Raw genomic sequence first — 25,098 nt, forward strand, 5'->3', positions numbered from 1 at the left:
AGGATTTGTCATTTTTTTATGTAAATAAGGATATCCTTTGTCAAGTATCTTTTCGTTTACATATTTACTTTATGTGCAGACAGGATTAATATGTTTTTTAGAAATACAAAAACTATTTCATATGGAAAAACAATTTTTATTAATTGAAAAAATTTGAAAGGAATGGGGAATTGTGAAGAAATTAGATGTGCTCTTAATGCTACTGAGCGGCCTCTTTCCAATTGCAGGACTTACAAAGCAAATCCCTCTAGAACAATCTATATATATTGGAGGGCTTTTATTTTTTACTAGTTTCGGTAGTTATTTTGCTAAAAAGATGTATTCACGTATATGCAGTTGGATAGCGTATGCGCCATTTATAACATTACTGTTAGTTATTTGGCATCAAGATATTTCAACAAGCTCAATCATAGCAAATGCGAAAATTGCTGCATGTGTCGCGTTAATTCCATGTTTATTCCGTTTTCGTACATATGGACTTACTTTGGGCTTATTCTCATTATGGGCCGCTTTACTATGGGATATAAAAGAAGTACAGTCGTTATTCATACTTGAACGCATAACGAGTTTAATGACAAGCCATTATGTATATATATTACTATTAATTGGAGGACTTGTAATAGGAGGATTACTTGCGATGTTCATTCACCGCAAAGAGAAAGATAATAATAAAGAAAATATAAATCTACTTGGACCAAAAAAGAAACGCAAAAGATTATCATTTAAGATTCGTCTTCCAAGATTACCGAAATTAAGGATGAAACTATTTAAGTTTGGTGGGAAAGAATCTAAAAGTAAAATGCCAGAAAAAATCCATGAATATAAGTACGAAGAACCAGTTGCAACATATGAAATGACAGAGAAAATAGATCCATACAAAGAAAATGCAGTTCAAGGTCAAACAAGGATGGAACGCCGAAGAAATAGGTATAATGCATAATGAAGTTTAATAACCCCGTAATGACTTATCTTAATATTGATAAATCATTACGGTTTTTTTATGTAATGAAATGAAGGTTGCTATTGCGGAGGGGAATAGCATATTTTATAGATAGGAACTAAAATAAGGGGAGGATAAAATGCTTATCATTACATATATATCTGCTTGCATATTATTCTTAGTTAGCTTTTTACATGTATATTGGGCTTTCGGAGGTAATTGGGGGACAAATAGTGTTATTCCAACTAAATCAGGGGAAAAGGCGTTTACACCTCGCGCCGGAATGACATTGTTCATTGCATTATTATTAAGTATGGCAGCAATAATTTTGTTGCAACAAGCAAATATTGTTCATTTTGCAGTTCCTAATGTTATTATTCAAGTCGGTTCCTGGATTTGTATGATTGTCTTTTCTATTAGAGTGATTGGTGAGTTTAACTATTTTGGTATCTTTAAACGACAAAAAGATACGCACTTTGCAAGAATGGATACTGGTTTATATATTCCACTTTGTGCATTTTTATCTTTATCTTTCTTATTAGCAATAATTTTGTGAGTGAATAATAGTAGTTTCTTTTCTCAACATATATGTAAACGTGAGAAATCTAAGAGTAAATAAAAAGGATGTAAGCGCCTTCTTGTCGAAATGTAAATTATTATGAAAGGCGGTGACACTATGAAGTATGTAAAAGTTAGTATGAATGGTGGAAGTGAACATAAATTCTCAATGACTTTAGATCGGTTTAAAGAACTTATTACTACAGAGAATGGGATATTAGAAAATAAATTAGTATGTATTGAAAATGTAATGATTAATCCTACTAATATATCTTCTGTAGTTGAAAAAATTGGTGTACCGGCTAAGTTTATGGAAGCTTAAAATGTTAGATAAAAAACATCCATTAGGGATGTTTTTTAATTTATAAATATGATAATCGTACAGTAAATATTTGAGTAGATTTTATAGCAATGACTATGCATATATTAAGTACCTGAACATGGTTCTTAATACATGCACGAAATAATAAGTACAAGCATATATTATATAGTAGGACAAGATCTTCGTGTCCTACTTAATACTCAGAAAAAACCTCTAATCAAATAAGAGCATCCAATTGCAGGGTGCTCTTATTTTTTATGAAAATCTACTACGAGTCTTATTTTATAGTAGGATGCAATAATAAAGGGCTATTTTGAAATAGTGTTCTTTAGCCTTTAATGTTAAATTTATCTTTAACGTTAATAAATATTAAAAATAATATGATAGCAGAAATTAAGTTAGATAAGTAGAAATTTTGATGAAACAGTAGTTCGAAGATGACATAGAAAGTAACGAATAAGGCAATAGCAGGTAGTATGCAAATAAATATAAATCTCCAATTTTTTAAGTAATGTTTATAATTAGTAAGTACTTTCTCCATAAATATAGCTCCTATATTTTTGTTTTTATATAATTATACATTTAGATACAAAGATTTTCAAAGTAAAATATTTAGCAATTCAAAAATATAAGGAGAGCTTTTGTTGAAAATCCAGATTGCTGTAGCAATCTGAATTTGACTTTAAAGAACTATACTAAAATGATACACTATAATCTACGTTATTTTTGAAATGAATAGAGGGGTTTGTGTGATAGATAAAATTAAAAATGCTGTAGAGGATATGTACGAAGATGAGGCTAAAGATTTACTTCAAAGTATTCTCATACAGTTAAACTTATTAGAAGAAAACTACAGTGAAGATACAATTAAAAATTTGATGGATATTCCGAAACAATTAACGAGTAATCCTACTTATAAAAGGAATGTAAAAGAAAGTACGCACGTACATATTGCTTTTGATGATTCAACGGCTGGTTGCTTAAAATATATGTTAAGTCAAGAAGAATTATTTGAAGAGAGTGTTGTTGCTTTTTCGGAATTCTTTTCAATTGGACCGATATATAGGTTGCATACGAATGAGGGGCAACTAGCAAGACAGAAGTGGTTAATAAATAACTTAACTGCTTATGATAGTTATTTTGAAGAAGAATATTTATCAAGATTTATAGCAACTATAGAAGAACTACATACTATTCCTGTTGAAACGCCTATTACAATTTGGAAGGCTGATAATGCACATGAACATGTAGGCCTAAGTTTTGTAATGGCACAATTAAAGGATAAGAAAAATATTCGAGTTATTAATACGTCTGAAGCAAGTAGAGAAATATTAAAACAAGAGTATGATATTCGTGGAACGGGAGAATTACCACCTGAAAGTTTAGCTCTATTCCAAAAAAGTTTTATAAAGCTACCTTATTTAACTGAAGAGAAGCGCATGAAGTTTGAAAATGAGTGGGATAGATTATCGGAAAGCATAGAATGTTTAAGAGTGTGGAAAGAAAATGAAGTGCATTCTGTACAGGAAGATTATTTTGATAAATTTATAATTGAATGCGCGAAAAGTGTGGGTGCTGATCGAGAGTTCCTCAAAGCTCCTAGAGTAATTGGTGAAGCACTTGGTCTTGTTGAACAATTAGTTGGAGATACTTTCTTAGAATATCGCTTGAAACAATTAATTAAACAAGAAGTATTTGAATTTGAAGGTTCGTTAGATGAAATGCGTTTTTATAGTGTGAAGTTAAGGAAATAATAAACACATTCTATTTTTGAAAGGCTCGTATTTTTAATAATACGAGCTTTTTAAGTTGAATTTGGGCTATACATAAGCTTCCCAGAGAGGACATATCACATATGAATGGTAAAGGTAATGAATGAAAAGAAGGTGATTTGTTAATATGTATAACCAACAAAATTATCCATATGATCAAGCGATGTATTATAATCCACATGACTACGGGTATGAACCTACAAATGAAGTGAGAGATATTGAACAAGAAGATTACAGACCAGATGATGCAGAAGATGCTCCAACGTCACCACCTCCGTCACAAGCGCCGTCGTTACCGTCTACATTTGCTTCTCCAGCACAACCAGGTAATATGAAATCATGGATGTGTAACTGTCTAGGAAGATGGGGCTATTTACGCTTACATCGTCCTGGTCCTTTCGGAAGAGATTTATGGTTCTTCCCGACTGAAGTGAGAAGAAATGGAGTGTCAGGTTACACGTGGCAAGGTGGTCGTCGTCGTAAAGTAAGTTATCGCTATCAACAAATTAGTAATTTTATGTGCTTCGCATAAAGAGAAGTGGGAGAGTGAAACGATTTTACTCTCTCACTTTTTTATTTTTCAATATACGAAGTAAGATTTTGATTAAAAATTTACAATTTTCACGTTTTTATTAGAGTATAATGCATATGTTGGGTTGATTTTCAAAAACAAATGAGAGTGAGGGAATACAATGTCAATGAAAAACAAAGTTGGGTTAAGCATAGAGGATGGCATTAATTTAGCTTCAGCTCAGTTTAAAGAAGATGCGTATGAAATTTATAAAGAATCGCGAAAAAAACAACCTATATTATTTGTAAACCAAGTTGAAATCGGTAAAGAATGGCTCATTACTAGATATGAAGATGCTCTGCCACTTTTAAAAGATAATCGTTTAAAAAAAGATTGGACAAATGTGTTTTCTCAAGATATAAAGAACATGTATCTTTCCGTTGATAATAGTGACCACTTAACAACACATATGCTAAATTCAGATCCACCTAACCACAGTCGTTTACGATCTTTAGTTCAAAAAGCTTTTACACCGAAGATGATTGCACAATTAGACAAAAGAATTGAGAGAATAGCAGATGATTTGATAAGTGATATAGAGCGAAAAGGTACATTAAATCTTGTGGATGATTATTCATTTCCATTACCGATTATTGTAATAAGTGAGATGCTCGGTATTCCAAAAGAAGATCAAGCGAAATTTAGAATTTGGTCTCATGCTGTTATTGCATCACCAGAAACACCTGAAGAAATAAAAGAGACCGAAAAACAACTATCTGAGTTTATTACATATCTTCAATATTTAGTTGATATTAAACGAAAAGAGCCAAAAGAAGACTTAGTGAGTGCTTTAATACTTGCAGAGAGTGAAGGGCATAAACTTAGCGCTCGGGAACTATATTCAATGATAATGCTATTAATTGTAGCAGGACACGAGACGACAGTGAATTTAATTACAAATACGGTATTAGCACTTCTTGAAAATCCAAATCAATTACAGTTATTAAAAGATAATCCAAAACTAATTGATTCGGCTATTGAGGAAGGATTGCGTTATTATTCTCCAGTTGAGGTTACAACTGCAAGATGGGCAGCGGAACCTTTTCAAATTCACGACAGAACAATCGAAAAAGGAGATATGGTTGTCATTGCCTTAGCTTCTGCAAATCGTGATGAAACTGTATTTGAAAACCCAGAAGTATTCGATATTACTCGGGAAAATAATCGTCATATTGCCTTTGGTTATGGTAGCCATTTCTGTTTAGGCGCTCCACTTGCGAGGTTAGAAGCAAAGATTGCTATTACTACTTTGTTTAATCGAATGCCTGAACTACAAATAAAAGGGAATCGTGAAGAAATTAAATGGCAAGGTAACTATTTAATGCGTTCTTTAGAGGAATTGCCTTTAACTTTCTAGAATAGTTAAAAGGAGACATGCATACATCGAAAATGATTTACATAGAGTATGTATGTGTTATTTAAATTCGAAACGGAAGGGTGAAAACATCCCAATGATCAACTAATTCTATTTGTAAGAGATCTTCGTTAAAAAACGAAATATTCTTCTGAATAGGGTTAGTCTGTACATTTATAGAAAAGGGATGTATTTCGCTCTGCGAATATATAGTCTTTTTATATGATTTGTGCTGCCTCCTGTTCAGAACATGAAATAGGAGGCTTTTTTATGTCGACAAATGTAGTAACGAAACAAAACAATGGGGTATCACAAGTATTAAAAAATCGGTTTGTTCAAGGGATTTTAGCATCAGCATTATTTTTACAAATAGGAATATGGGTTCGCAACTTTGCGGTATTACTATATGTAATGGAAATGACAAAAGGTGATGCTTTTGCTATTTCGATGATTTCAGTTGCTGAATTCGCTCCAATTTTTATTTTTTCATTTATTGGCGGTACTTTTGCTGATAGGTGGAAGCCAAAGAAGACAATGATATGGTGTGAAACGTTAAGTTCCATTTCAGTATTCGCTGTATTAATTACGCTTATGTTTGGAACGTGGAAAATTGTGTTTTTTGTGACACTCATCTCTGCAATCCTTTCACAGTTTTCACAACCATCTGGAATGAAGTTGTTTAAACAACATTTATCAACGGAACAAATTCAATTAGCAATGTCTATATATCAAACGATATTTGCAATATTTATGGTATTAGGACCAATACTAGGGACATTTATCTTTCATAGTTTTGGAATTTATATTTCAATCATCATAACAGGTATTTCGTTTTTACTTGCGGCAGTTGTATTGTTATTCCTTCCGAAAGATCTTGAAAACGCCGTAGAAAAGAAGGATATCACTCTGTTGCAGGAGATGAAGGATGGTATTAAGTATGTCAAAAAGAAAAAAGCATTAACTTTGCTAGGGCTTTGTTTTATGGCTGCAGGACTAGGTATAGGATTAATTCAGCCATTAGGTATATTTATTGTGACTGAGCAGTTAGGATTATCAAAAGAGAGTTTACAGTGGCTACTAACAGTAAATGGTGCGGGAATGATTGTTGGCGGAGCATTAGCAATGGTATTTGCGAAAAACGTTGCTCCGCAAAAGATGTTAATTATCGGTATGCTTGGTCAAGCAATTGGTATTGGCATTATAGGATATTCTACAAATTTATGGGTGACACTTACAGCGCAGCTTTTTAGTGGTTTAGCTCTTCCTTGTATCCAAATTGGTATTAATACGCTTATTATTCAAAATAGCGATACCGATTTTATAGGTCGTGTAAATGGTATTTTAAGTCCGCTTTTTACCGGTTCAATGGTAGTAACGATGAGTATAGCTGGCCCATTAAAAGAGATGTTTTCATTAAGTATGATGTATGAAGGGACGGCTTTACTTTTTATAATTGGATTATTGTTTATTTTACCTATATACAATTTAAAGCCAGTAATAGCGGTAGAAAGTGAAATAAGTGGTAAAGGAAGTGCTATACAAAATGAATCCTAATCCAAATGTTAAATACCCTATTGAAGGAAATCAAAACGTTCAATTTATAAAAAATATAATAACAAAACCTAATATACTTGTTGGTGACTATTCTTATTATGATGCGAAAGATGGAGAAACATTTGAAGATCGAGTATTACATCATTATGAATTTCTTGGAGATCGCCTTACTATTGGAAAGTTTTGTTGTATTGCATCTGGAGTTAACTTTATTATGAACGGAGCCAATCATCGGATGGATGGATTTTCGGCATATCCATTTAATATATTTGGAAATGGGTGGGAGAAGTATACACCTAGTTTGTCTGATTTACCTTATAAAGGTGATACAGTTATAGGAAATGACGTTTGGATTGGTATGGATACAACAATTATGCCCGGAATAAAAATAGGGGATGGTGCAATCATTGCAGCTAAATCTGTTGTGACTAGAGACGTCGCACCATATACAATTGTTGGTGGAAACCCTGCAAATAAAATAAAAGAGAGATTTTCAAATGAAATAATTCAAGAATTATTGCAAATTCAATGGTGGCATTTTGATATTGAAAAAATAACTGGAAATATTGATGCTATTGTACGCGGAGATATTGAACCATTAAGAAAGCTAAAAAGGGAATGAAAAATGGATGACAAATAGTATCATACCTCCGAATTTTGTTAATGATAATAGAACAAGGAGGTGTGATACTATGGCACAAGACGTTTTATGTGAAGTAAACAACTGTAAATTTTGGGCGAACGGTAATAAATGTAGTGCAGAGGCAATTTACGTAGTAAGTCATAAAGGTAAACATGCATCTACAACGGAAGAAACAGATTGCAAAACATTTGATCCAGAAGTGTAAATTCTTTAAGGGTAGCCAAATCGTGGTTGCCCTTTTATTAATGATAGTATTGATAATAAATATCATTTTCATTCATTAATTTTAGCTTTTTTTGTTATTTTTTCATATTTTCTTCATAAGTGATGTAATCCAACTCAATTCATGTTCAATTCGTGATTTACTAAATTCAATGACTTCAGTAATAAAGGCTGAGGTAACCTCTAGAGACTGAATAGCGGTAAGTTGACTATGTAGTACGTTTTGACGTACAGTCAAAATCTCTTTTCTAGCTTCATATTCAAGTTTTTCAAATAGCGCGATACGAACAAGAAATTCTGCATTATTTGTCGCAAGTTTTTCGGGAAACTCTCGTAACATTTCAGAAAAAATTTCTTCTCCTGTTTCTGTTATATCGTACATATTTCGGTTTGGTTTTCCAACTTGTTTATGTATTTTTTTCGTTATAGCACCCATATTTTCAAAGCGCCGAAGGGCAGGGTAAAGCATGTTGTGATTTAATTCAAAATTCTCACCTAAACGATTTTGAACATTTTTTTTGATTTCATATCCATGTTTTGGTCCGGTCGTTAATTCTGCTAGTAGTAAAATATCAACGTACATAAAAATCCCCCTTATATATTTCTCAAGTTCTTTAATGAAAAATCCCCTTTAGTATATGTTAAAATAACATATGATAGTTTATACAACTTTGAACTGCCGACCTATCACTTTTATTGTAAAAGAAAAGGGAGGAAAGAACTATGGCTTCACCTGAAAATGTTATTTTAGTTCATGAAATTTCAAAGCTGAAAACAAAAGAAGAATTATGGAATCCATATGAATGGTATCGTTTGATGAGGGATAATCACCCAGTTCATTATGATGAAGAGCAGGATGTATGGAATGTTTTTTTATATGATGATGTAAATCGTGTTTTATCAGATTATCGCTTATTTTCAAGTAGAAGGGAGCGCAGACAATTCTCAATCCCTCCTTTAGAAACTAGAATAAATATAAACTCTACAGATCCACCAGAACATCGCAATGTACGTTCCATTGTTTCTAAGGCATTTACTCCAAGAAGTTTAGAACAGTGGAAACCTCGAATACAGGCTATCGCAGATGAACTTGTACAACATATCGAAAAATGTAGTGAAGTTAATATCGTTGAACAGTTTGCTGCACCTTTACCTGTTACCGTTATTTCTGATTTATTAGGAGTCCCAACAACAGATCGTAAAAAAATTAAAGAATGGTCTGATATTTTATTTATGCCGTATAGTAAAGAAAAGTTTAATGATCTGGATGCTGAGAAAGGGATAGCATTAAATGAATTCAAAGCATACCTTCTACCGATTGTTCAGGAAAAGAGATATCATTTAACCGATGATATCATTTCTGATTTAATTCGAGCTGAATATGAAGGCGAAAGATTAACCGATGAAGAAATTGTAACCTTTTCATTAGGTTTACTAGCAGCTGGGAATGAAACCACTACAAATTTAATTATTAATAGCTTTTATTGCTTTTTAGTAGATTCACCTGGAATTTATGAAGAGTTAAGAAAAGAACCTAACTTAATTTCAAAAGCGATTGAGGAAGTATTACGCTATCGCTTTCCTGTTACATTAGCCCGGAGGATTACAGAGGATACAAATATATTTGGTTCTTTAATGAAAAAGGATCAGATGATTGTTGCGTGGGTTAGTGCAGCGAATTTAGACGAGAAAAAATTTTCACAAGCCTCTCAATTTAATGTACATCGAACAGGAAATGAAAAGCATTTAACCTTTGGGAAAGGTCCTCACTTTTGCTTAGGAGCACCACTTGCACGTTTAGAGGCTGAGATTGCATTAACTACCTTTATAAATGCTTTTGAAAAAATAGAGCTATCTCCATCTTTCTGTTTAGAAAAATGTATATTGGAAAATGAACAAACATTAAAATACTTACCTATTCGATTGAAAGCTAAATAAAAATCTTAACAAGGTGCATACATTTGCATCTTGTTTTTTGTTTCTCAATTGTGAGTTTTCGGTAATCACCTTAATATGGAATTGTATAAAACGTAGAGGAGGATTCTTATGTTGACTTGTAATGGAAGTAAATCATTTCAAAAGTTTATTAAAGGTGTTACAGATCTTATGGAAAACGGTTTATTTGAAGAAGAAATAGTGTGTGGCATTGAAAAGTTACTAGAAGAACTTTTAGAAAAGAAAACATGGCTTCCGTTAGATAAACAGAAGGCCAATTTGACTCAATATGCACGACATTTATTGTATGAAGATCCGCTCAAACGTTTTGAAGTACTAGCTCTCGTATGGAAAGATGGACAATCTACACCTTTACATGATCATGACGGCACATGGGGAGTAGAAGGCGTTTTTTCAGGAAGGATTATGGTGCAGAACTTTATACAAACGAAACAACTTGGAAATTCACTTGTTTATTTAACACATACAGGAAATCTTTATTTGGGAGAAGGAGAAACAGATAAAGTAATTCCACCAGCGGATTGTCATATTCTTGAAATTAGCAAAAATGAAAGCGTTATTACGATTCATGTCTATGGAAAACGGTTAGAAAAGTTTAAAGTATATATACCAACTGAAGAAAAAAATGTGTACATGTGTGAGACAAAATACATTAGTTATAATTCATAGTTTAAAATCCAAAGCTTTTTTAAAAAGAAAAGCTTTGGATTTTATTTTTAATTATTTCTTGACCTGAAACGCTTTTCATAAATTATAAATAAGAAGTACCTCACGAGGATTGTATGAAAACGATACCTAATAATTAATTAGAACTCGTGTATTTATAGAAAGTGGTGAAGAAATAATGAAATTAATCGCAATTGATTTAGATGGAACTCTTCTTTCGGGGAATAAAATGATAAGTAAAGAAAATGCAGAAGCAATTCGAACATGTCAAGAAGCTGGCCATGTTGTAGCAATTTGTACAGGACGTTCAATTGTTGACATTGAGCGATTATTGTTAGAAGTTGATTTAGAGTGTCCAATCATTGCGGAAAATGGTGCTCTTATATATAAAGATAAAAAAATGATGAAGAGATATCCAATTCAAAATATGCAGGCACTTGAAATTGTAGAATATCTTGAAGAGAATGGTTTATATTATCAGCTCTATACTGATAAAGGTGTGTATGTGCCGGATTATGGAGTAGAGAGTGTACGTAATGAAATTGAGCATGTGAAGAATTCAAAAGAAAATTTCGACTTGAAAGAGTTAGAAACAATCGCAGCATTATATCTTGAGCATACAGCGTTTCATAGTGCGGAAAGTTGTAAACCAATTGTAGAAACAGATATACATGTGCATAAACTATTACCATTTTCTTATGAAATTGAGAAATTAAAAAAACTCAAAGAAACATTTCTTCATAATACAGATTTAGCAATTACATCTTCATATTGGCACAATTTAGAGATTAATCATCGAGATGCTCAAAAAGGGAATGGATTATATACTTTAGCAGAACATCTTAATATTCCAGTTGAAAACACTGTAGCGATAGGTGATGGGCTAAACGATGTTTCTATGATGGAAAAAGCGAACATATCAATTGCAATGGGGAATGCAGTAGAAGAAATAAAAGCAATGTGTAAATACGAAACGTTATCAAATGAAGAACATGGTGTGGCACATGCTTTATATAAATATGTAATGTAATTAAAAAAGAAAAAAGAATCCAAATGGATTCTTTTTTCTTTTTTATTAGGGGTAAGGTATTCTATGAGATTCATAGAAGCCTTATTACATTTTATTATATAGAATATATTGGAATAAATGTTTATATTTTTCATAAAAATTGTGAATATTTTATGAACTTTATACTTATTGCATGTTTATACCGCTATTAGTGACGCGTATGACTCTCAAGTGAAAATTCAGTGAATGTAAGAAGGAATTCAAGTTACCTAGACAATAAGTGAGGAATCAACGAAATATATACTAATTAAAGGTATATTCAGTATATATATTCTTTTCTTATTTTAATTGAAAAATAAAATTTGTTCGAATAATTATTCTACAGCTATATACCTACAATAGCTTTCTTCGTATAATGGAGAAGTATGAATTTTAGATTTGTATTAATTTTACATATTGAGGTGAAAAAGGAATGAATTCGCGGCTAATGGAACTTATTGATGTGAGTACAATAGAAACCATGGCAGAACAATTTTATAAATTAACTAACATATCACATCAACTTCTTGATGCTGAAAAACAGTGTGTTTTTTCATTCGGAATGAATGAGATAAAAAAGAGTAAACTTCCAAAGATTGAAATCCCCATTTTCTTATACAATCAACATTTAGGATCTTTTGTTGTATGGTCCAAAAAAAGCGAAATTTTCAGTTGTCAAAAATACTTTGAAATGCTCTCAAGTTTAATTTTAGATGGCGCAATAAAAGTATTTCAAAGCAAAAATACAACATTGCTTTCTCGGAAAGAGGAGGAACTACATACGATTTTACAAAACATGCCTGTTATGGTCGATGCGCTTGATTATAATGGAGATTTTGTTTTGTGGAATCGAGAATGTGAAATTGTAACAGGTTATACCGCTGAAGAAATAATTGGAAATCCCAATGCACTGCAATTACTGTATCCTGATTATAATTATCGCCATCAAATACAAAAGAAATTTTTAACTTGTGGAAAAAATTTCAGAGATTGGGAAATGCACTTAACATGTAAAAATGGTGAAGTCAAAACAATAATGTGGTCGAATATATCAGAACAGTTTCCTGTAACAGGATATAGTTATTGGGCTGTTGGTGTAGATATTACACATTTAAAAGCGATAGAAGAGCAGTTAAAACAACAAACATCTGAACTGGAATTAATTTTTAAAGCTTTACCAGATTTATGTTTCTTAACAGAAGATGATGGCACAATTATAGATTACAAGGCAGGATCTCCTACAAAGTTTTACGTACCTGCAGAAGCTTTTATGGGAAAAAAGTTTTACGAAGTATTACCATCTTCAGTAGCACAGCAGTTTCAGGAAGCCATTAATCAAGTGAAGGAAAAAGGAACGAATGTAATTGTAGAATATCCACTCACACTTAATGGAAGTATTAATTTCTTTGAGGCTAGGTGCTTACCATTATTACATGATAAAATTATGATTATTGTACGCGACATTACAGAGAGAAAAAAGACAGAAGAATTGCTAAATAAATCAGATACGCTTGCAGCAATTGGTCAATTAGCAGCTGGCGTGGCTCATGAAGTAAGAAATCCTTTAACTGTAATTAAAGGATTTATACAGTTATTTCAAATTAATAAAGAAGATCAAGAAAAATATTTTGATCTTATGCTCTCTGAAATTGAAAGGATAGAAGCGATCCTGCAAGAATTTCTGGCAATTGCTAAAACAGATGAGATAAATACAGAAAAGAAAAATATTTATCAAATTTTTAAAAATGTCGTATCGTTAATGAATACAAAAGCAATTATGACAAATATTCAAGTTGAACTATTTACGGATGACAAAGATATAATTATTGAATGCTCAGAAAATCAATTGAAACAAGTATTTATTAATATTTTGCAAAATTCAATCGAAGCTATGCCAAATGGTGGGAAAATTTCAATTCACATAAAAGAAATAAATGATGATGGTGTCATCATTCATGTAATAGATGAAGGAATAGGAATACCTGAAGAAAGAATTAAGAGATTAGGTGAACCTTTTTATAGTACGAAAGAAAAAGGGACTGGTATTGGATTAATGTTAAGTTATAAAATTATTGAAAGTCATCAAGGGACAATTAGTATCATGAGCGAGGTTGGTATCGGGACAACAGTAACTATTTACTTACCGAAAGTACTAAGTAAACAATCTCTTTCTAATTGTGACGATAAATGTATAGCAATACGCACTAGTAGTAATTCTTAAATCAATTAATACCCAATAACAAAGCGATTAGTGAAAACTAAGCTTTTTGTTATTGGGTATTTTTTATATTTAATTTAGTAAACTTTACCTTTTCTTTACCTTTGTTTTAATTTCTATTAAGTTTTAAACATTATATTAATATTTGTACAAAGCAATGTATAGAAATTGTACATTACTTTTAATATAGAAATGTGATTATTATTTGAAATATTGTAAGGAGGAGATTATGACAAAGTGAAAAAGCAAGAGAAGAAAAGTGGTAGAGTAGTACCTCTCCGGTTAAATATTTTATTCCTTTGTGTATTTTTATTATTTTCTGGCATTATTATTCAATTAGGGAAAGTGCAAATTTTTGATGGAGAAACATATAAAAATGAATTAGAGAAGAGAGAAAATGCAACCGTGGGCCTTTCTGTACCACGTGGGAAAATATTTGATCGTGAAGGAAATCCAGTAGTTGATAATAAGTCTTTACGTACGATTACATATACAAAGGTGAAAGGTGTAAAACAAGAAGAAATATTAAAATCAGCAAGACAACTTGCAGATATTATTGAAATGCCACAAGAAGATATAGATAAGTTAACTGAGACTGATAAGAAAGACTTTTGGATGCAATTAAATCCAGAACTTGCTCAAGACTTAGTATCAAAAAAAGAAATAGATAAGTTCCGAGATAAGGATATTACCGGAAAAGAGCTAGACAAAAAAATAGAAGATTTAAAAAGGAAACGCGTTACAGATAAAAATCTTCAAGAACTAACGGCTAAAGATATAGAAGTGTTAGCTATTAAAAGTAAAATGACCTCAGGTTTTCAAATGGCACCTCAAATTATTAAAAAGGACGTTAGTGAACAGGAATATGCGGTGATTAGTGAAAATTTAGCGAACCTTCCAGGAGTAGACGCATCAGTTGATTGGGAGAGAATCTATGTAAATGATGGATTATTCCGTTCTGTCCTTGGTAACGTTTCAAATGCTGATGAAGGATTGCCACGTGAACGATTAGATTATTATTTAGTGCGTGATTATAGCCGAAATGATAGGGTCGGCAAAAGTTATATCGAACAGCAATACGAAGATGTACTTCATGGTACAAAAAAAGAAGTAAGAAGCATTGCTGATAAACAAGGAAATACTATTAGAACGGAAACGGTTTCGGAAGGAAAAAGCGGTAAAAATTTAACTTTAACAATAGATATGGAATTGCAAAAAAAAGTAGAGGAGAGCATAGAAAAAATATTAAAACAATATAAAGGATCAGAATCAATGTTAGACCGTGCTTTCGTAGTGATGATGAATCCTAAAAATGGCCAAGTATTATCAATGGCTGGGAAAAGGCTTGTAGAAAAAGACGGGAAAATGGAAGTAGAAGATTATGCTTTAGGCACGCTGACAAGTTCATATGAGCTTGGATCAACGGTTAAAGGTGCGACAGTGTTAACAGGGTTTGAAACAAATGCAATAACTCCTGGAACACATTTTTATGATGCACCTATGAAGTTTAAAGGAACTAAGGAAAAGAAGTCTTGGAAAAATTTTGGTGATATAGACGATCTAAGAGCGTTACAAGTTTCTTCAAACGTTTATATGTTTAATATAGCATTAAAAATTGCTGGTGTGGATTATGTGAAAAATAGTTCACTAGATATTAAACAAGAATATTTTGATAAAATGAGATATTATTTCAGGCAATTTGGACTAGGTGTACAAACTGGTATTGATTTACCAAATGAAACTGCAGGGCAAATTGGAAAAAAAGATAATCAGCCTGGTTTCTTATTAGATTATTCTATTGGGCAATATGATACGTATACACCACTTCAGCTTGCACAATATATTTCGACTATCGCAAATGGAGGATATCGAATGAAACCACAAATTGTTCAAGAGATTAGAGAACAAACCGTTCAAAAAAATGAGGTTGGTAAAGTAGTACAATCAATAGAACCCGTTGTTTTAAATAGAATCGATATGAAACAAGAATATATTAATCAAGTAAAAGAAGGATTTAGAAAAGTATTTCAAGAAGGAGATGGAACAGGAGTAAGAGCGTTCCAAAAAGCACCATATAAACCAGCTGGTAAAACAGGGACCGCACAAACTGTATATGGTGGAGAAAATGCAATTGGGCGAAATGCGAAAGGCGATCGTAGAGAATGTTATAACTTAACATTAGCTGGATATGCGCCATATGATGATCCAGAAGTAGCATTTTCTGTTGTAGTACCGTGGGTTGAAAATGATAAATCGGGCATTAACTCCGATATTGGAAAAGAAGTTTTAGATGCTTATTTTGATTTGAAAAATAAGCGGTTAACTGGTGAAGCGCCAAAAACGGATGCCTCTAAAGAGAATTAAAATGTACGAAACGTCTCTAGCATTCCTGTAAACTAGAGGCGTTTTTATCTGGGGATAGATTAGAAATGAGGTATATATGAAGCTGTTTATTCTAAAATATTGGAGGAACATATGTAGCTACATATTAATTATAATAGGGGTTATTTTTATTAATAAGTTCTTTTTATTTTGTATGGTAGAAGGAATTTCGATGCAACCTACTTTGAATGAAAAAGATTATATACTTGTTAATAAGGTAAACGTCTGTTTATCGTCTTTTCATCATGGAGATGTTGTCATTATAAAAAAAGAAGACGAGCCTACTTACTATGTGAAACGAATTATTGGATTATCGGGGGATAACATACAACTAAAAAAGGATGAGGTATTTATTAACGGTAAAAAGCGTGATGAGTCGTATATACATTTAGATATGTCACAAGTATCCAATCGTTTTTCCAATTTTAGAGAAATAAAAGTTCCTATGCATAAATTATTTGTGTTAGGTGATAATCGTAATCATAGTAAAGATAGTAGGAATACACTTGGACTTATTGATGAATCAAATATAATAGGTAAAGTAGAAATGGTATTTTATCCATTTGACCATATAAAATGGATAAAATAATTCTATTAACGATTCACATTTTATAAAATAAATCATATATTGATAGCATAGGACAAGCAGAAACGCTTGTTTTAACCTCACAGAACACTCCTTATCACGGTTAGGCATCTACATAGGTAGATGCTTTTTTTATGTTGATGACTGAAAATTATTTATCAATATAATGTAGCAAGCATATTAGGACTATTAGGGGAAGATTACTTGTACAAATAACAGTATGCTTAATTAAAACAATGAAATGTAAGGAGTGAGGAATAAGTGCTAAATATTTTAGTGGTTAATTTTCCAGCAGAGGGACATGTAAACCCTACATTAAATTTAGTAAAAGCTTTTACTGAACGAGGGGATAACGTACATTATATTACAACGGCAAACTTTAAGGATAGAATTGAAGATTTAGGAGCTACTGTACATATTCATCCGGATTTATTAAAAGAGATTTCTATTGATGCTGAAACCTCATCTGGGTTAAATGCTTTCTTTCATGTGCATGTTCAAACTTCTTTATATATATTAGAAATTACGAAACAATTATGTGAAAGTATAAATTTTGATTTCGTAATTTATGATATATTTGGCGTAGGAGAGTTAGTAAAGGAGTATTTACAAGTTCCAGGTGTAGTGTCCTCACCTATATTTTTAATTCCGCCAGAATTTTTGAAGACATTACCTTTTCATCCAAATGCAGATATGCCATTCCAACCAGAGGAAATCTCTGAAAAATTACTAAATCAGATGGAACATAAATTTGGAGTAAAACCAAAGAATAATCTTCAATTTATGAATAATAAGGGTGATGTTTGTCTCGTATACACAAGTCGCTATTTCCAACCTAATAACGAATCGTTCGGAGAAAATAACATTTTTATTGGACCGAGTATTTCAAAGCGTAAAACAAATATAAAGTTTCCACTGGAATCACTTAAAGAAAAGAAAGTTATTTATATTTCAATGGGAACACTGCTTGAAGGACTCGAACCATTCTTTAATACTTGTATTGATACTTTTTCAGATTTTGATGGGATAGTTGTAATGGCAATTGGTGATAGAAATGATATTTCTAAAATTAAGAAAGCACCAGATAATTTTATAATTGCTCCATACGTACCTCAATCAGAAATATTAAATGAAGCAGATGTTTTTATTACACATGGCGGTATGAATAGCGTACACGATGCCATTCATTATAATGTCCCATTTGTAATAATACCGCATGATAAAGACCAGCCAATGATAGCGCAAAGATTAATTGAGCTTGAAGCGGCACATAGACTATTGAAAGAACATGTTAATGTGCACACTTTAAAAGAGGCCGTAACAGATGTTCTTTCAAATGAAAAGTATAAACATGGTATAAGAAAACTTAATGATAGCTTTTTAGAATGTGGTGGTTCAAAAGAAGCAATTGCAGTTATTGAATCTCTTTTAAATAAAGTAAAACTTTAATCGGTAGGGATTTTTTTACTACCCATAAATAGCGGGATAAATAGTCGTAACTGTATACAAGCATAGAGGTTCTCACCTTTATGCTTGTATATTCTTATCCAGCAAATTGCACAGCAGTATTTGCATGTAAAAAAGCAGTATCAAAAACGGGAACAGTAAGATCATTTTGGGAGATGAGTAAAGGTATTTCAGTGCAGCCTAATAATATACCTTCAGCGCCGTTTTGAATTAATGATTTTGTAATTTGTAATAACTTTTCTTTAGATGTTTCTGAAATGATCCCTCTACTTAATTCATCTAATATGACATGGTGGATAAAAGTTCTTTCCTCGTCATTTGGGATAATTGTCTCAATGTTATATTTCGCTAATCGTGATTTATAGAAATCTTGCTCCATCGTTTGTTTTGTTCCTAATAGTCCGATACGTTTTATATTCTGTTCTACCATTTCTTTAGCACTTACATCACCAATGTGAAGAAGCGGGATAGATATTGCTTGTTCTACTTCCTCGGCAAATAGATGTACGGTATTTGAACACATTAGTAAACATTCAGCCCCAGATTTTTCAACTTTCTTTGCAACTGTAACTAGTTCATTTTTCACTTCTTCATATTGATGGTTTTGTAATAAAGTAGTTACTTCACCAAAGTCCATACTATATAAAACTAACTTTGCATTTTGATCGTATTGAGAGAGTGTAAGTGTATTAATATGTTTATAGTATAATGATGTAGATTCCCAACTTAATCCTCCAATCAAACCAATAACTTTCATAATGCATTCCTCCCGAAACGATTTTGAATTTATTATTTCATAATTCCGATAAGAATACAATGATTTAAATGATCTATTTAACAAAAAATAAAAATAGTAAGAAAAGTGTTGAAATTAACATTCTTTAGTGCCATAATACGAATTACAAATTAATACTTATCCAGAGAGGTGGAGGGAACGGCCCTAAGAAACCTCAGCAACCCCTATGCAATTTTATAGGAAGGTGCTAATTCCGCAGAGGACACGATGTGTTTTTTGAAAGATAAGAGGATTCTTGAACGTGAAAGAAAATGACCTCTTATGTAAGAGGTCATTTTTTTGTTGTATAGAAAGGGAGTGTCGATGCATAATTCATTTTTAAATTAAATATAGAGTAATAAAAGTTGACTAATATGAGAGGGGAATTGTCATGAACAAATTATCAACAAAGTTAGTAGTAGCAATCGGTATTGGAGCAGCATTATACGGGATATTAGGACTTTGGGGATTTTCTATTGCACCGAATACATTTATTAAACCAGCATTAGCTATATTAACTGTTTTTGGAGCATTATTTGGTCCAGTGGCAGGACTGTTAATCGGACTTATCGGTCATACCGTAACAGATACGATTGCTGGATGGGGGATTTGGTGGGGATGGGTTATTAGTTCAGGTATTATTGGTTTTTCAATGGGGCTTATTCAAAAAAGAGTTGGTTTTAGTGTGAAAAACGGGTCATTTAAGAAGGGGGATATTTCTTATTTAGCAATTACTGGGCTAGTTGGTATTGTCATTGCTATTATATTTGCTGGGGCATTCGATATTATTGTGATGGGGGAACCATTTGACAAAATTGTTATACAAGTATTAGGAGCAACAATTTCCGATGTCATCGTTTTCTTAGTACTTGGATTGCCACTTACAATTGGTCTGGCGAAATCCAATAAGAAACATACACATTTAAAAATTGAAAAGTAGGGATGTCAACATGCAACCAATTATTTCGTTTGAACAATTCACCTTTCAATATGGGCATGCTGCGCAGCCTACTTTAAGTGATATTACCTTTCATATATACCCTGGGGAAAAAGTGCTAATTGCTGGACGAAGTGGTTCAGGAAAGTCGACATTAGCTCATTGTATAAATGGGCTAATCCCATTTTCTTACGAAGGGAATAGCACAGGTAACGTTTTAATTGCCGGTAAAGACCCGAGGGAAGGAAGTATTTTTGAACAAAGTAAACAGGTAGGAACAATTTTGCAAGATCAAGATGCTCAATTTATTGGTCTGACAGTAGAAGAAGATGTAGCTTTTTATTTAGAAAATGAATGTGTAAAGCAAGATGACATGAAAAAGATTGTTTCGGACTCATTAAGAAAGGTGAAGATGCATACGTTTCATAAACAAAGTCCACATGAATTATCAGGAGGTCAAAAGCAAACAGTTTCTCTTGCTGGTTTATTAACAACAAATGCGGATATATTATTGTTCGATGAACCGTTAGCTAATTTAGATCCACTAAGCGCCTTACATACGATAGAACTTATGAAAGATATACATGAACAATATAATAAAACGATTGTTATTATCGAACATAGAATAGAAGAAATTTTAAAACTGGATTTAGACAAAATTATATTAATTGATGAAGGTAAAGTCATTGCGATAGGAACACCAAAAGAAATCTTAGCGTCAAATATATTACCACGTATCGGCTTAAGAGAGCCTATTTACATCGAAGCATTAAAGAGATTACATTTTGATAGTAATAATGACGTAATATATCCAATGGAAAACCTTCAAAAAGAAAAGGTAAGCAACGTTATAAAAGAGTGGATGGAGAAACAAGTCATATTAAAAGGGAATACTAAAAACAAGGAATTACTTAAAGTGGAGAATTTATCATTTTCATACTCTAATAAACAAAAAGTATTAGAAAATGTAAACCTTTCAATATATGAAGGAGAAATTGTGGCACTGTTAGGACATAATGGAGCAGGGAAATCAACATTAGCTCATAGTCTTATAGGCATAAACAAAATGAAAAATGGGAAAATCTTGTTAAAAGGTGAAGATATTAGTTCTTGGTCTATTCGTAAACGTGGGGAAATCATATCTTACGTGATGCAAAATCCAAATCATATGATTACACAGCCTACTGTTTTTGAAGAAGTTTCATTTACATTAACATTACATAATTTTTCTAAGGAAGAAATTAAGAATAGAGTAGAAGGAACTTTAAAAATTTGTGGTTTATATCCATTTCGTAATTGGCCAATTCAAGCACTAAGCTATGGGCAAAAGAAGAGATTAACAATCGCATCTGTATTAACAACAAATCCTAAACTTATCATATTAGATGAACCGACAGCGGGACAAGATTATTATCACTATAAACAATTTATGTCTTTTATTAAAAACCTAGCTAAAAAGGGAATTTCATTTGTTTTTATCACTCACGATATGAATCTCGCGCTAGAATATACAGACCGTGCAGTAGTTCTACATGAAGGGAAAATTATTGCGGATAATACAGTGTTTGATGTATTAGGCGATCAAGAAACGTTACAAAGAGCCAACTTAAGAGAGAGTTCTTTAACCAAGCTTGTTAAATTTAGTGGGATTGCATGTCCAGAAAAATTTATGGAGCTTTATTTAGACAGTAATAGGAGGGAGGAAGGTGCATAGTACATATTTTCATCGTATGGATGGGATAGTGAAATTGTTTTTATTTATTTTTTGTATGACGCTTACTTTTTTGTTTTTTGATTTTCGGGTGTTGCTAATATTATTTATTATTGGGTGTATCGGGCTCAGCATTGCTAAAATTCCATTTCGTAAAATTTTAATTGTTTTTAGTGTCATATTTACATTTAGTTTATTAAACTCTGTCATGATTTTATTGATTACACCAACTCATGGATCTGAATTAACTGAATCATATACCGCGTTTTTACATGTTGGATATGCAACGATTACATATGAAACATTATTTTATGCAGCTACACTTTCATTAAAGTATTTTACGTTATTACCATTTACACTTCTTTTTATTTACACGACAGATCCAAGCGAATTTGTAAGTAACTTAAGTAAACTTGGTATTCATTATAAGATTACTTATGCAATAAATATTGCACTACGTTATATTCCTGACATCCAGTCTGAGTATAAAATTATTAAACACGCGCAAGAAGCGAGAGGGGTGGCTTTTGAAAAAGGAGAAGCAAGTTTATGGGTTCGTATGAAGAACCGTGTTTTAATTTTCTGGCCACTGATCATTCATTCTCTAGAAAGAATAGATACGGTTTCAAATGCAATGGATTTAAGAGGATTTGGAAAGAAGGATAAACGTACATGGTTTTATACAAGTAAGGCGAAACGTGAAGATTTCATCGCTTTATTTGCCGGTATTTTCATATTTATTGTTGCGGTATATTTAAAATTAAACGTATTTCAAAACTTTTGGTATCCATTTTAAAGCACTCTTTAAACGAGTGCTTTTACTTATTTTTATGTAGACATGCTCAAAAAAGGGATATATACATAATGTATAATACGAACCAGTTAAAATGATCAACTACCTATTAGTTTTCAAACCAAAAGGAGGAGAAAATATGAGTTACGGTGGTTCTTGTGGTTTTGGTGGAGGTTTCGCTTTATTAGTTGTGTTATTCATTCTATTAATAATTGTAGGATGCAGCTGCTGGGGCGGAGGATACTAATTTTTAATTAGTCTTCACAAATGTAAACTAAAAAAACATTGAAGATACTTATGTATCGAAACAAATAAAAAAGGAGCGACTATGCTCCTTTTTTATTTGTTTTAATGCGTATTCTTACTATATTTCGGGAACGTAATCGTTAAAGTCGTTCCTTTACTAACGATACTTCGGATTTTTAAACTTCCATGCATCGTCTCAATAATCTTAACAGCAACCATTGTACCTAAACCGGTTCCTTTTGTTTTTGTACTAAAATACGGTTCACCGAATCGATGTATTTGCTCCTGTGACATTCCAACTCCGCTATCTTCAATTCGTATTTCAACTTTACTATTATTGATAGATGAGGAAATATTTAAGGTACCACCATTAGGCATCGCTTCAATACTGTTCTTTATTAAGTTTAAAAAACATTGTTGAAAGTGCTGTTTATTACCAACAATGGTTGCCTCAGAAAAATCCTGTGTAATATGTATCGTATTCATATTACACAATGGCAATATCATATTAATAACCCGATTTAACTCTTGTTTTATTGAAATTTGATCTAATTTTTCTGGAGCAGGTTTGGCAAACGTTAAATAATCATCGATAATTTCTTGGGCACGATTTAACTCTTCAAGTATATGTTTAATATATTCGTCTCTTGACTCAGGAGTTAAATTCGGTGTTTTTAAAAGCTGTGTAAATCCTTTTACAACCGTTAAGGGATTCCTTACTTCGTGCGATATACTTGCAGCGAGTTGGCTAACAATCTCCATTTTTTCCATTTTAATTAATTTTGAGCGCATTAATACAGCATCTTTAATAACTTCATTTATATAAACAATAAATAACATTAAAGTAGTCGGTAATACCATGAAATAAATAATATACAAATTATTCACTTCAAAATCTGATAAGGTTAATACAATTAAAGTTGTAAATATTGCTAGGAAAAAGGTTAAAAACATGGAAAAAGTTACTTTAAGTTTTCTATTATATGTATTAAATTTTGAAGATGCGAGTGCTGTAACGATGAACATTATTCCGTAAACAACAACTGTCAGCATGTTAAAGCCATAAAATAAAAATCTCGTAATTAATAAAATTGTAAACAATATGATACCGACAGGGAATCCACCATAAAGCGTACCTATTATGACCGGAATTTGTCTTAAATCATGAATACAACTTTCATCCATATAGATAGGGTATCGCATACATAAAATAAGCGGGATACTAGAACAAAGGGTGATCAGTAGTATTTTATATTTCTTTAAATAGTGCCGGCTATCATATATGAAATAAAAAACAAATATACTACATAAAATGTATAGAAGATTATTTAATACGTTTTGATTAATATAAACAAAGTCCATAATATTTGCCTCGTTATTCTGAATTTCCTTTTCATATGTATTATACATGATAACATGTGTTAAGCTGCACGAAACTTGTTAATAAAATTCACTTGTTTTCGCGGTATTTCTAGAAATAATATTTTATTTAACTGCTAGATTTAAAGCTGCTTTTATTATCCAATGCAATAGGAGTATGGAATTATTTAAAATACCATTATCTAGTGCTGATTTATACTATTCTTGAATGTGCATAACATTTAATTTCTGAAGTGCAATCATTCCTATGTTAGTTATAACATGGTGGGGCATGTTGCTACTATAAGAAACGTAGATATTCTTTTCTATACGTTTCATTTTAATTTCTAACCACTGAACCAGATAGTCTTTTAAAGCAAGCTTAGACGGCTCCACAAAAGTCCCTTTATTTAACTCCGTAATTTTTTTCGTCTTCTTTTTTGTCTTATAACCAGTAAACCACTTTTATCTTCTTTTTACTGTCTCTGGATCAGGACCGATATCAATAATGATGCAATATTTATTTCCTCTTTTTCGTATATGTCCTTTCACTTAAAACACTCCTTCATTTGTTTTGAATCATGTTGTATAAAGTCTAGTTGTAATTTTGCTGCTATGAAAATTACATAGTTGGACATATCAGCGATGGATATATTTTACCATATATAAACTGAATTGATTATTTAATATATTAGTTGTTTTTTTACAAAAGTTAATTTTATAAAATGATTTTGTATATTTGAAGCAATATTTTTATTTAAAACACCTTATTTGGAATAGTACATCTTGTATATATCATATTTTGTACAATTAATATTTTCTTATTTTAGAAATGATTTTAATTTGGAGTGAGATATATGGAGAGGAAAAAGAAATGGGAAGGATTAAACTTTAAAAATCCATCTGCTGATTCACTGGATTCGAGTTTAATAGGACCGACATTGCCACCGATTTCTTCATTTACTCTACCAACGGGAATAAGTGGAGCAACAGGTCCGACAGGTCCAACGGGAGCAAC

The 25,098-nt window shown here is 31.9% G+C and carries 25 protein-coding genes, 1 pseudogene and 1 riboswitch; of the genes and pseudogenes, 21 read left to right on the plus strand and 5 right to left on the minus strand.

Going from position 1 to position 25,098, the window contains the following annotated elements; all coding sequences use genetic code 11:
- The first annotated feature begins 172 nt into the window (after positions 1-172).
- The 3 genes from HMPREF2590_RS13900 (at position 173) to HMPREF2590_RS13910 (ending at position 1,820) form a co-directional block, all read left to right on the plus strand.
- Positions 173-940, plus strand: a complete 768-nt coding sequence (locus HMPREF2590_RS13900; protein WP_000732182.1) for a DUF3959 family protein — start codon at positions 173-175, stop codon at positions 938-940.
- A 139-nt stretch (positions 941-1,079) separates the two neighbouring features.
- The gene (locus HMPREF2590_RS13905; protein ID WP_000905571.1) at positions 1,080-1,496 is read left to right on the plus strand and encodes a DUF3995 domain-containing protein; all 417 of its coding nucleotides are present in this window, start codon (positions 1,080-1,082) and stop codon (positions 1,494-1,496) included.
- Between the two features lie 120 nt (positions 1,497-1,616).
- Positions 1,617-1,820 carry a hypothetical protein gene (locus HMPREF2590_RS13910; protein WP_000878372.1) on the plus strand — a complete coding sequence of 68 codons (204 nt, stop codon included), beginning with the start codon at positions 1,617-1,619 and terminating at the stop codon, positions 1,818-1,820.
- 328 nt (positions 1,821-2,148) lie between these two features.
- Here the strand turns inward: HMPREF2590_RS13910 and HMPREF2590_RS13915 are convergent, their stop codons facing one another.
- Positions 2,149-2,361 (minus strand): hypothetical protein, encoded by a 213-nt coding sequence (locus HMPREF2590_RS13915; RefSeq protein ID WP_000416828.1) that lies wholly within the window; start codon positions 2,359-2,361, stop codon positions 2,149-2,151.
- A gap of 208 nt (positions 2,362-2,569) precedes the next feature.
- Between HMPREF2590_RS13915 and HMPREF2590_RS13920 the strand changes: the two genes are divergently transcribed.
- The 6 genes from HMPREF2590_RS13920 to HMPREF2590_RS13945 all read left to right on the plus strand — a co-directional run bounded on the left by HMPREF2590_RS13920 (position 2,570) and on the right by HMPREF2590_RS13945 (position 7,919).
- Positions 2,570-3,574, plus strand: coding sequence for a DUF1835 domain-containing protein (locus tag HMPREF2590_RS13920; RefSeq protein WP_000565688.1), 1,005 nt, complete (start codon positions 2,570-2,572; stop codon positions 3,572-3,574).
- 145 nt (positions 3,575-3,719) lie between these two features.
- A complete protein-coding gene (locus HMPREF2590_RS13925; protein WP_000282680.1) occupies positions 3,720-4,124 on the plus strand; it encodes a hypothetical protein in 405 nt (134 codons plus the stop codon).
- Between the two features lie 160 nt (positions 4,125-4,284).
- Entirely contained in the window at positions 4,285-5,520 is a 1,236-nt protein-coding gene (locus HMPREF2590_RS13930; RefSeq protein ID WP_000062128.1) for a cytochrome P450 family protein, read from the plus strand.
- Between the two features lie 267 nt (positions 5,521-5,787).
- Positions 5,788-7,071: an MFS transporter gene (locus HMPREF2590_RS13935; protein WP_000106392.1), complete on the plus strand. Its 1,284-nt coding sequence runs from the start codon at positions 5,788-5,790 to the stop codon at positions 7,069-7,071.
- Entirely contained in the window at positions 7,061-7,693 is a 633-nt protein-coding gene (locus HMPREF2590_RS13940) for a Vat family streptogramin A O-acetyltransferase (protein ID WP_001069249.1), read from the plus strand. Before HMPREF2590_RS13935 ends, HMPREF2590_RS13940 begins: the two co-directional genes overlap by 11 nt.
- A 70-nt stretch (positions 7,694-7,763) precedes the next feature.
- Positions 7,764-7,919: a DUF1540 domain-containing protein gene (locus HMPREF2590_RS13945; RefSeq protein ID WP_000046095.1), complete on the plus strand. Its 156-nt coding sequence runs from the start codon at positions 7,764-7,766 to the stop codon at positions 7,917-7,919.
- A 102-nt stretch (positions 7,920-8,021) separates the two neighbouring features.
- Here the strand turns inward: HMPREF2590_RS13945 and HMPREF2590_RS13950 are convergent, their stop codons facing one another.
- Positions 8,022-8,519 (minus strand): PadR family transcriptional regulator, encoded by a 498-nt coding sequence (locus tag HMPREF2590_RS13950; protein ID WP_000289122.1) that lies wholly within the window; start codon positions 8,517-8,519, stop codon positions 8,022-8,024.
- A gap of 140 nt (positions 8,520-8,659) precedes the next feature.
- On the opposite strand from HMPREF2590_RS13950, the gene HMPREF2590_RS13955 reads away from it, so the two are divergent.
- The 7 genes from HMPREF2590_RS13955 (at position 8,660) to HMPREF2590_RS13985 (ending at position 18,241) form a co-directional block, all read left to right on the plus strand.
- The gene (locus tag HMPREF2590_RS13955; RefSeq protein WP_000168014.1) at positions 8,660-9,874 is read left to right on the plus strand and encodes a cytochrome P450; all 1,215 of its coding nucleotides are present in this window, start codon (positions 8,660-8,662) and stop codon (positions 9,872-9,874) included.
- A 108-nt stretch (positions 9,875-9,982) separates the two neighbouring features.
- Entirely contained in the window at positions 9,983-10,561 is a 579-nt protein-coding gene (locus HMPREF2590_RS13960; RefSeq protein ID WP_000954437.1) for a cysteine dioxygenase family protein, read from the plus strand.
- A 175-nt stretch (positions 10,562-10,736) separates the two neighbouring features.
- A complete protein-coding gene (locus HMPREF2590_RS13965) occupies positions 10,737-11,588 on the plus strand; it encodes a Cof-type HAD-IIB family hydrolase (protein WP_000766385.1) in 852 nt (283 codons plus the stop codon).
- 451 nt (positions 11,589-12,039) lie between these two features.
- Entirely contained in the window at positions 12,040-13,827 is a 1,788-nt protein-coding gene (locus HMPREF2590_RS13970; RefSeq protein WP_001088568.1) for a PAS domain-containing sensor histidine kinase, read from the plus strand.
- Positions 13,828-14,061: 234 nt separating this feature from the next.
- Positions 14,062-16,188, plus strand: coding sequence for a peptidoglycan D,D-transpeptidase FtsI family protein (locus tag HMPREF2590_RS13975; RefSeq protein WP_000743768.1), 2,127 nt, complete (start codon positions 14,062-14,064; stop codon positions 16,186-16,188).
- A gap of 76 nt (positions 16,189-16,264) precedes the next feature.
- On the plus strand, positions 16,265-16,795 hold the full coding sequence (gene lepB / locus HMPREF2590_RS13980; RefSeq protein WP_000765191.1) for a signal peptidase I: 531 nt from the start codon (positions 16,265-16,267) through the stop codon (positions 16,793-16,795).
- A gap of 258 nt (positions 16,796-17,053) precedes the next feature.
- Positions 17,054-18,241 carry a macrolide family glycosyltransferase gene (locus HMPREF2590_RS13985; RefSeq protein WP_000932143.1) on the plus strand — a complete coding sequence of 396 codons (1,188 nt, stop codon included), beginning with the start codon at positions 17,054-17,056 and terminating at the stop codon, positions 18,239-18,241.
- Positions 18,242-18,335: 94 nt separating this feature from the next.
- Here the strand turns inward: HMPREF2590_RS13985 and HMPREF2590_RS13990 are convergent, their stop codons facing one another.
- On the minus strand, positions 18,336-19,016 hold the full coding sequence (locus HMPREF2590_RS13990) for an aspartate/glutamate racemase family protein (RefSeq protein ID WP_000864394.1): 681 nt from the start codon (positions 19,014-19,016) through the stop codon (positions 18,336-18,338).
- A gap of 153 nt (positions 19,017-19,169) precedes the next feature.
- Positions 19,170-19,285: riboswitch (SAM riboswitch) on the plus strand.
- Positions 19,286-19,425: 140 nt separating this feature from the next.
- On the opposite strand from HMPREF2590_RS13990, the gene HMPREF2590_RS13995 reads away from it, so the two are divergent.
- From HMPREF2590_RS13995 to HMPREF2590_RS28960, 4 genes are all read left to right on the plus strand, one after another.
- Positions 19,426-19,974 (plus strand): ECF-type riboflavin transporter substrate-binding protein, encoded by a 549-nt coding sequence (locus HMPREF2590_RS13995; protein WP_001038208.1) that lies wholly within the window; start codon positions 19,426-19,428, stop codon positions 19,972-19,974.
- 10 nt (positions 19,975-19,984) lie between these two features.
- Entirely contained in the window at positions 19,985-21,685 is a 1,701-nt protein-coding gene (locus HMPREF2590_RS14000) for an ABC transporter ATP-binding protein (RefSeq protein ID WP_001182506.1), read from the plus strand.
- Positions 21,678-22,478 (plus strand): energy-coupling factor transporter transmembrane component T family protein, encoded by an 801-nt coding sequence (locus HMPREF2590_RS14005; RefSeq protein WP_000556362.1) that lies wholly within the window; start codon positions 21,678-21,680, stop codon positions 22,476-22,478. Before HMPREF2590_RS14000 ends, HMPREF2590_RS14005 begins: the two co-directional genes overlap by 8 nt.
- Before the next feature lie 136 nt (positions 22,479-22,614).
- On the plus strand, positions 22,615-22,722 hold the full coding sequence (locus tag HMPREF2590_RS28960; RefSeq protein ID WP_000120182.1) for a YjcZ family sporulation protein: 108 nt from the start codon (positions 22,615-22,617) through the stop codon (positions 22,720-22,722).
- A 101-nt stretch (positions 22,723-22,823) separates the two neighbouring features.
- Here the strand turns inward: HMPREF2590_RS28960 and HMPREF2590_RS14010 are convergent, their stop codons facing one another.
- Both HMPREF2590_RS14010 and HMPREF2590_RS31095 read right to left on the minus strand, forming a co-directional pair.
- Positions 22,824-24,083, minus strand: a complete 1,260-nt coding sequence (locus tag HMPREF2590_RS14010) for a LytS/YhcK type 5TM receptor domain-containing protein (RefSeq protein ID WP_002098330.1) — start codon at positions 24,081-24,083, stop codon at positions 22,824-22,826.
- A gap of 126 nt (positions 24,084-24,209) precedes the next feature.
- Positions 24,210-24,632 (minus strand): annotated as a pseudogene (locus HMPREF2590_RS31095) (tyrosine-type recombinase/integrase); the annotation flags it as partial.
- Between the two features lie 305 nt (positions 24,633-24,937).
- Between HMPREF2590_RS31095 and HMPREF2590_RS28970 the strand changes: the two are divergent.
- Positions 24,938-25,098 (plus strand): exosporium leader peptide-containing protein (locus HMPREF2590_RS28970; RefSeq protein ID WP_141763541.1); only part of this gene is annotated, 161 nt, incomplete at its 3' end.

Source organism: Bacillus sp. HMSC036E02, assembly GCF_001836235.1.
Taxonomy (GTDB): domain Bacteria; phylum Bacillota; class Bacilli; order Bacillales; family Bacillaceae_G; genus Bacillus_A; species Bacillus_A cereus.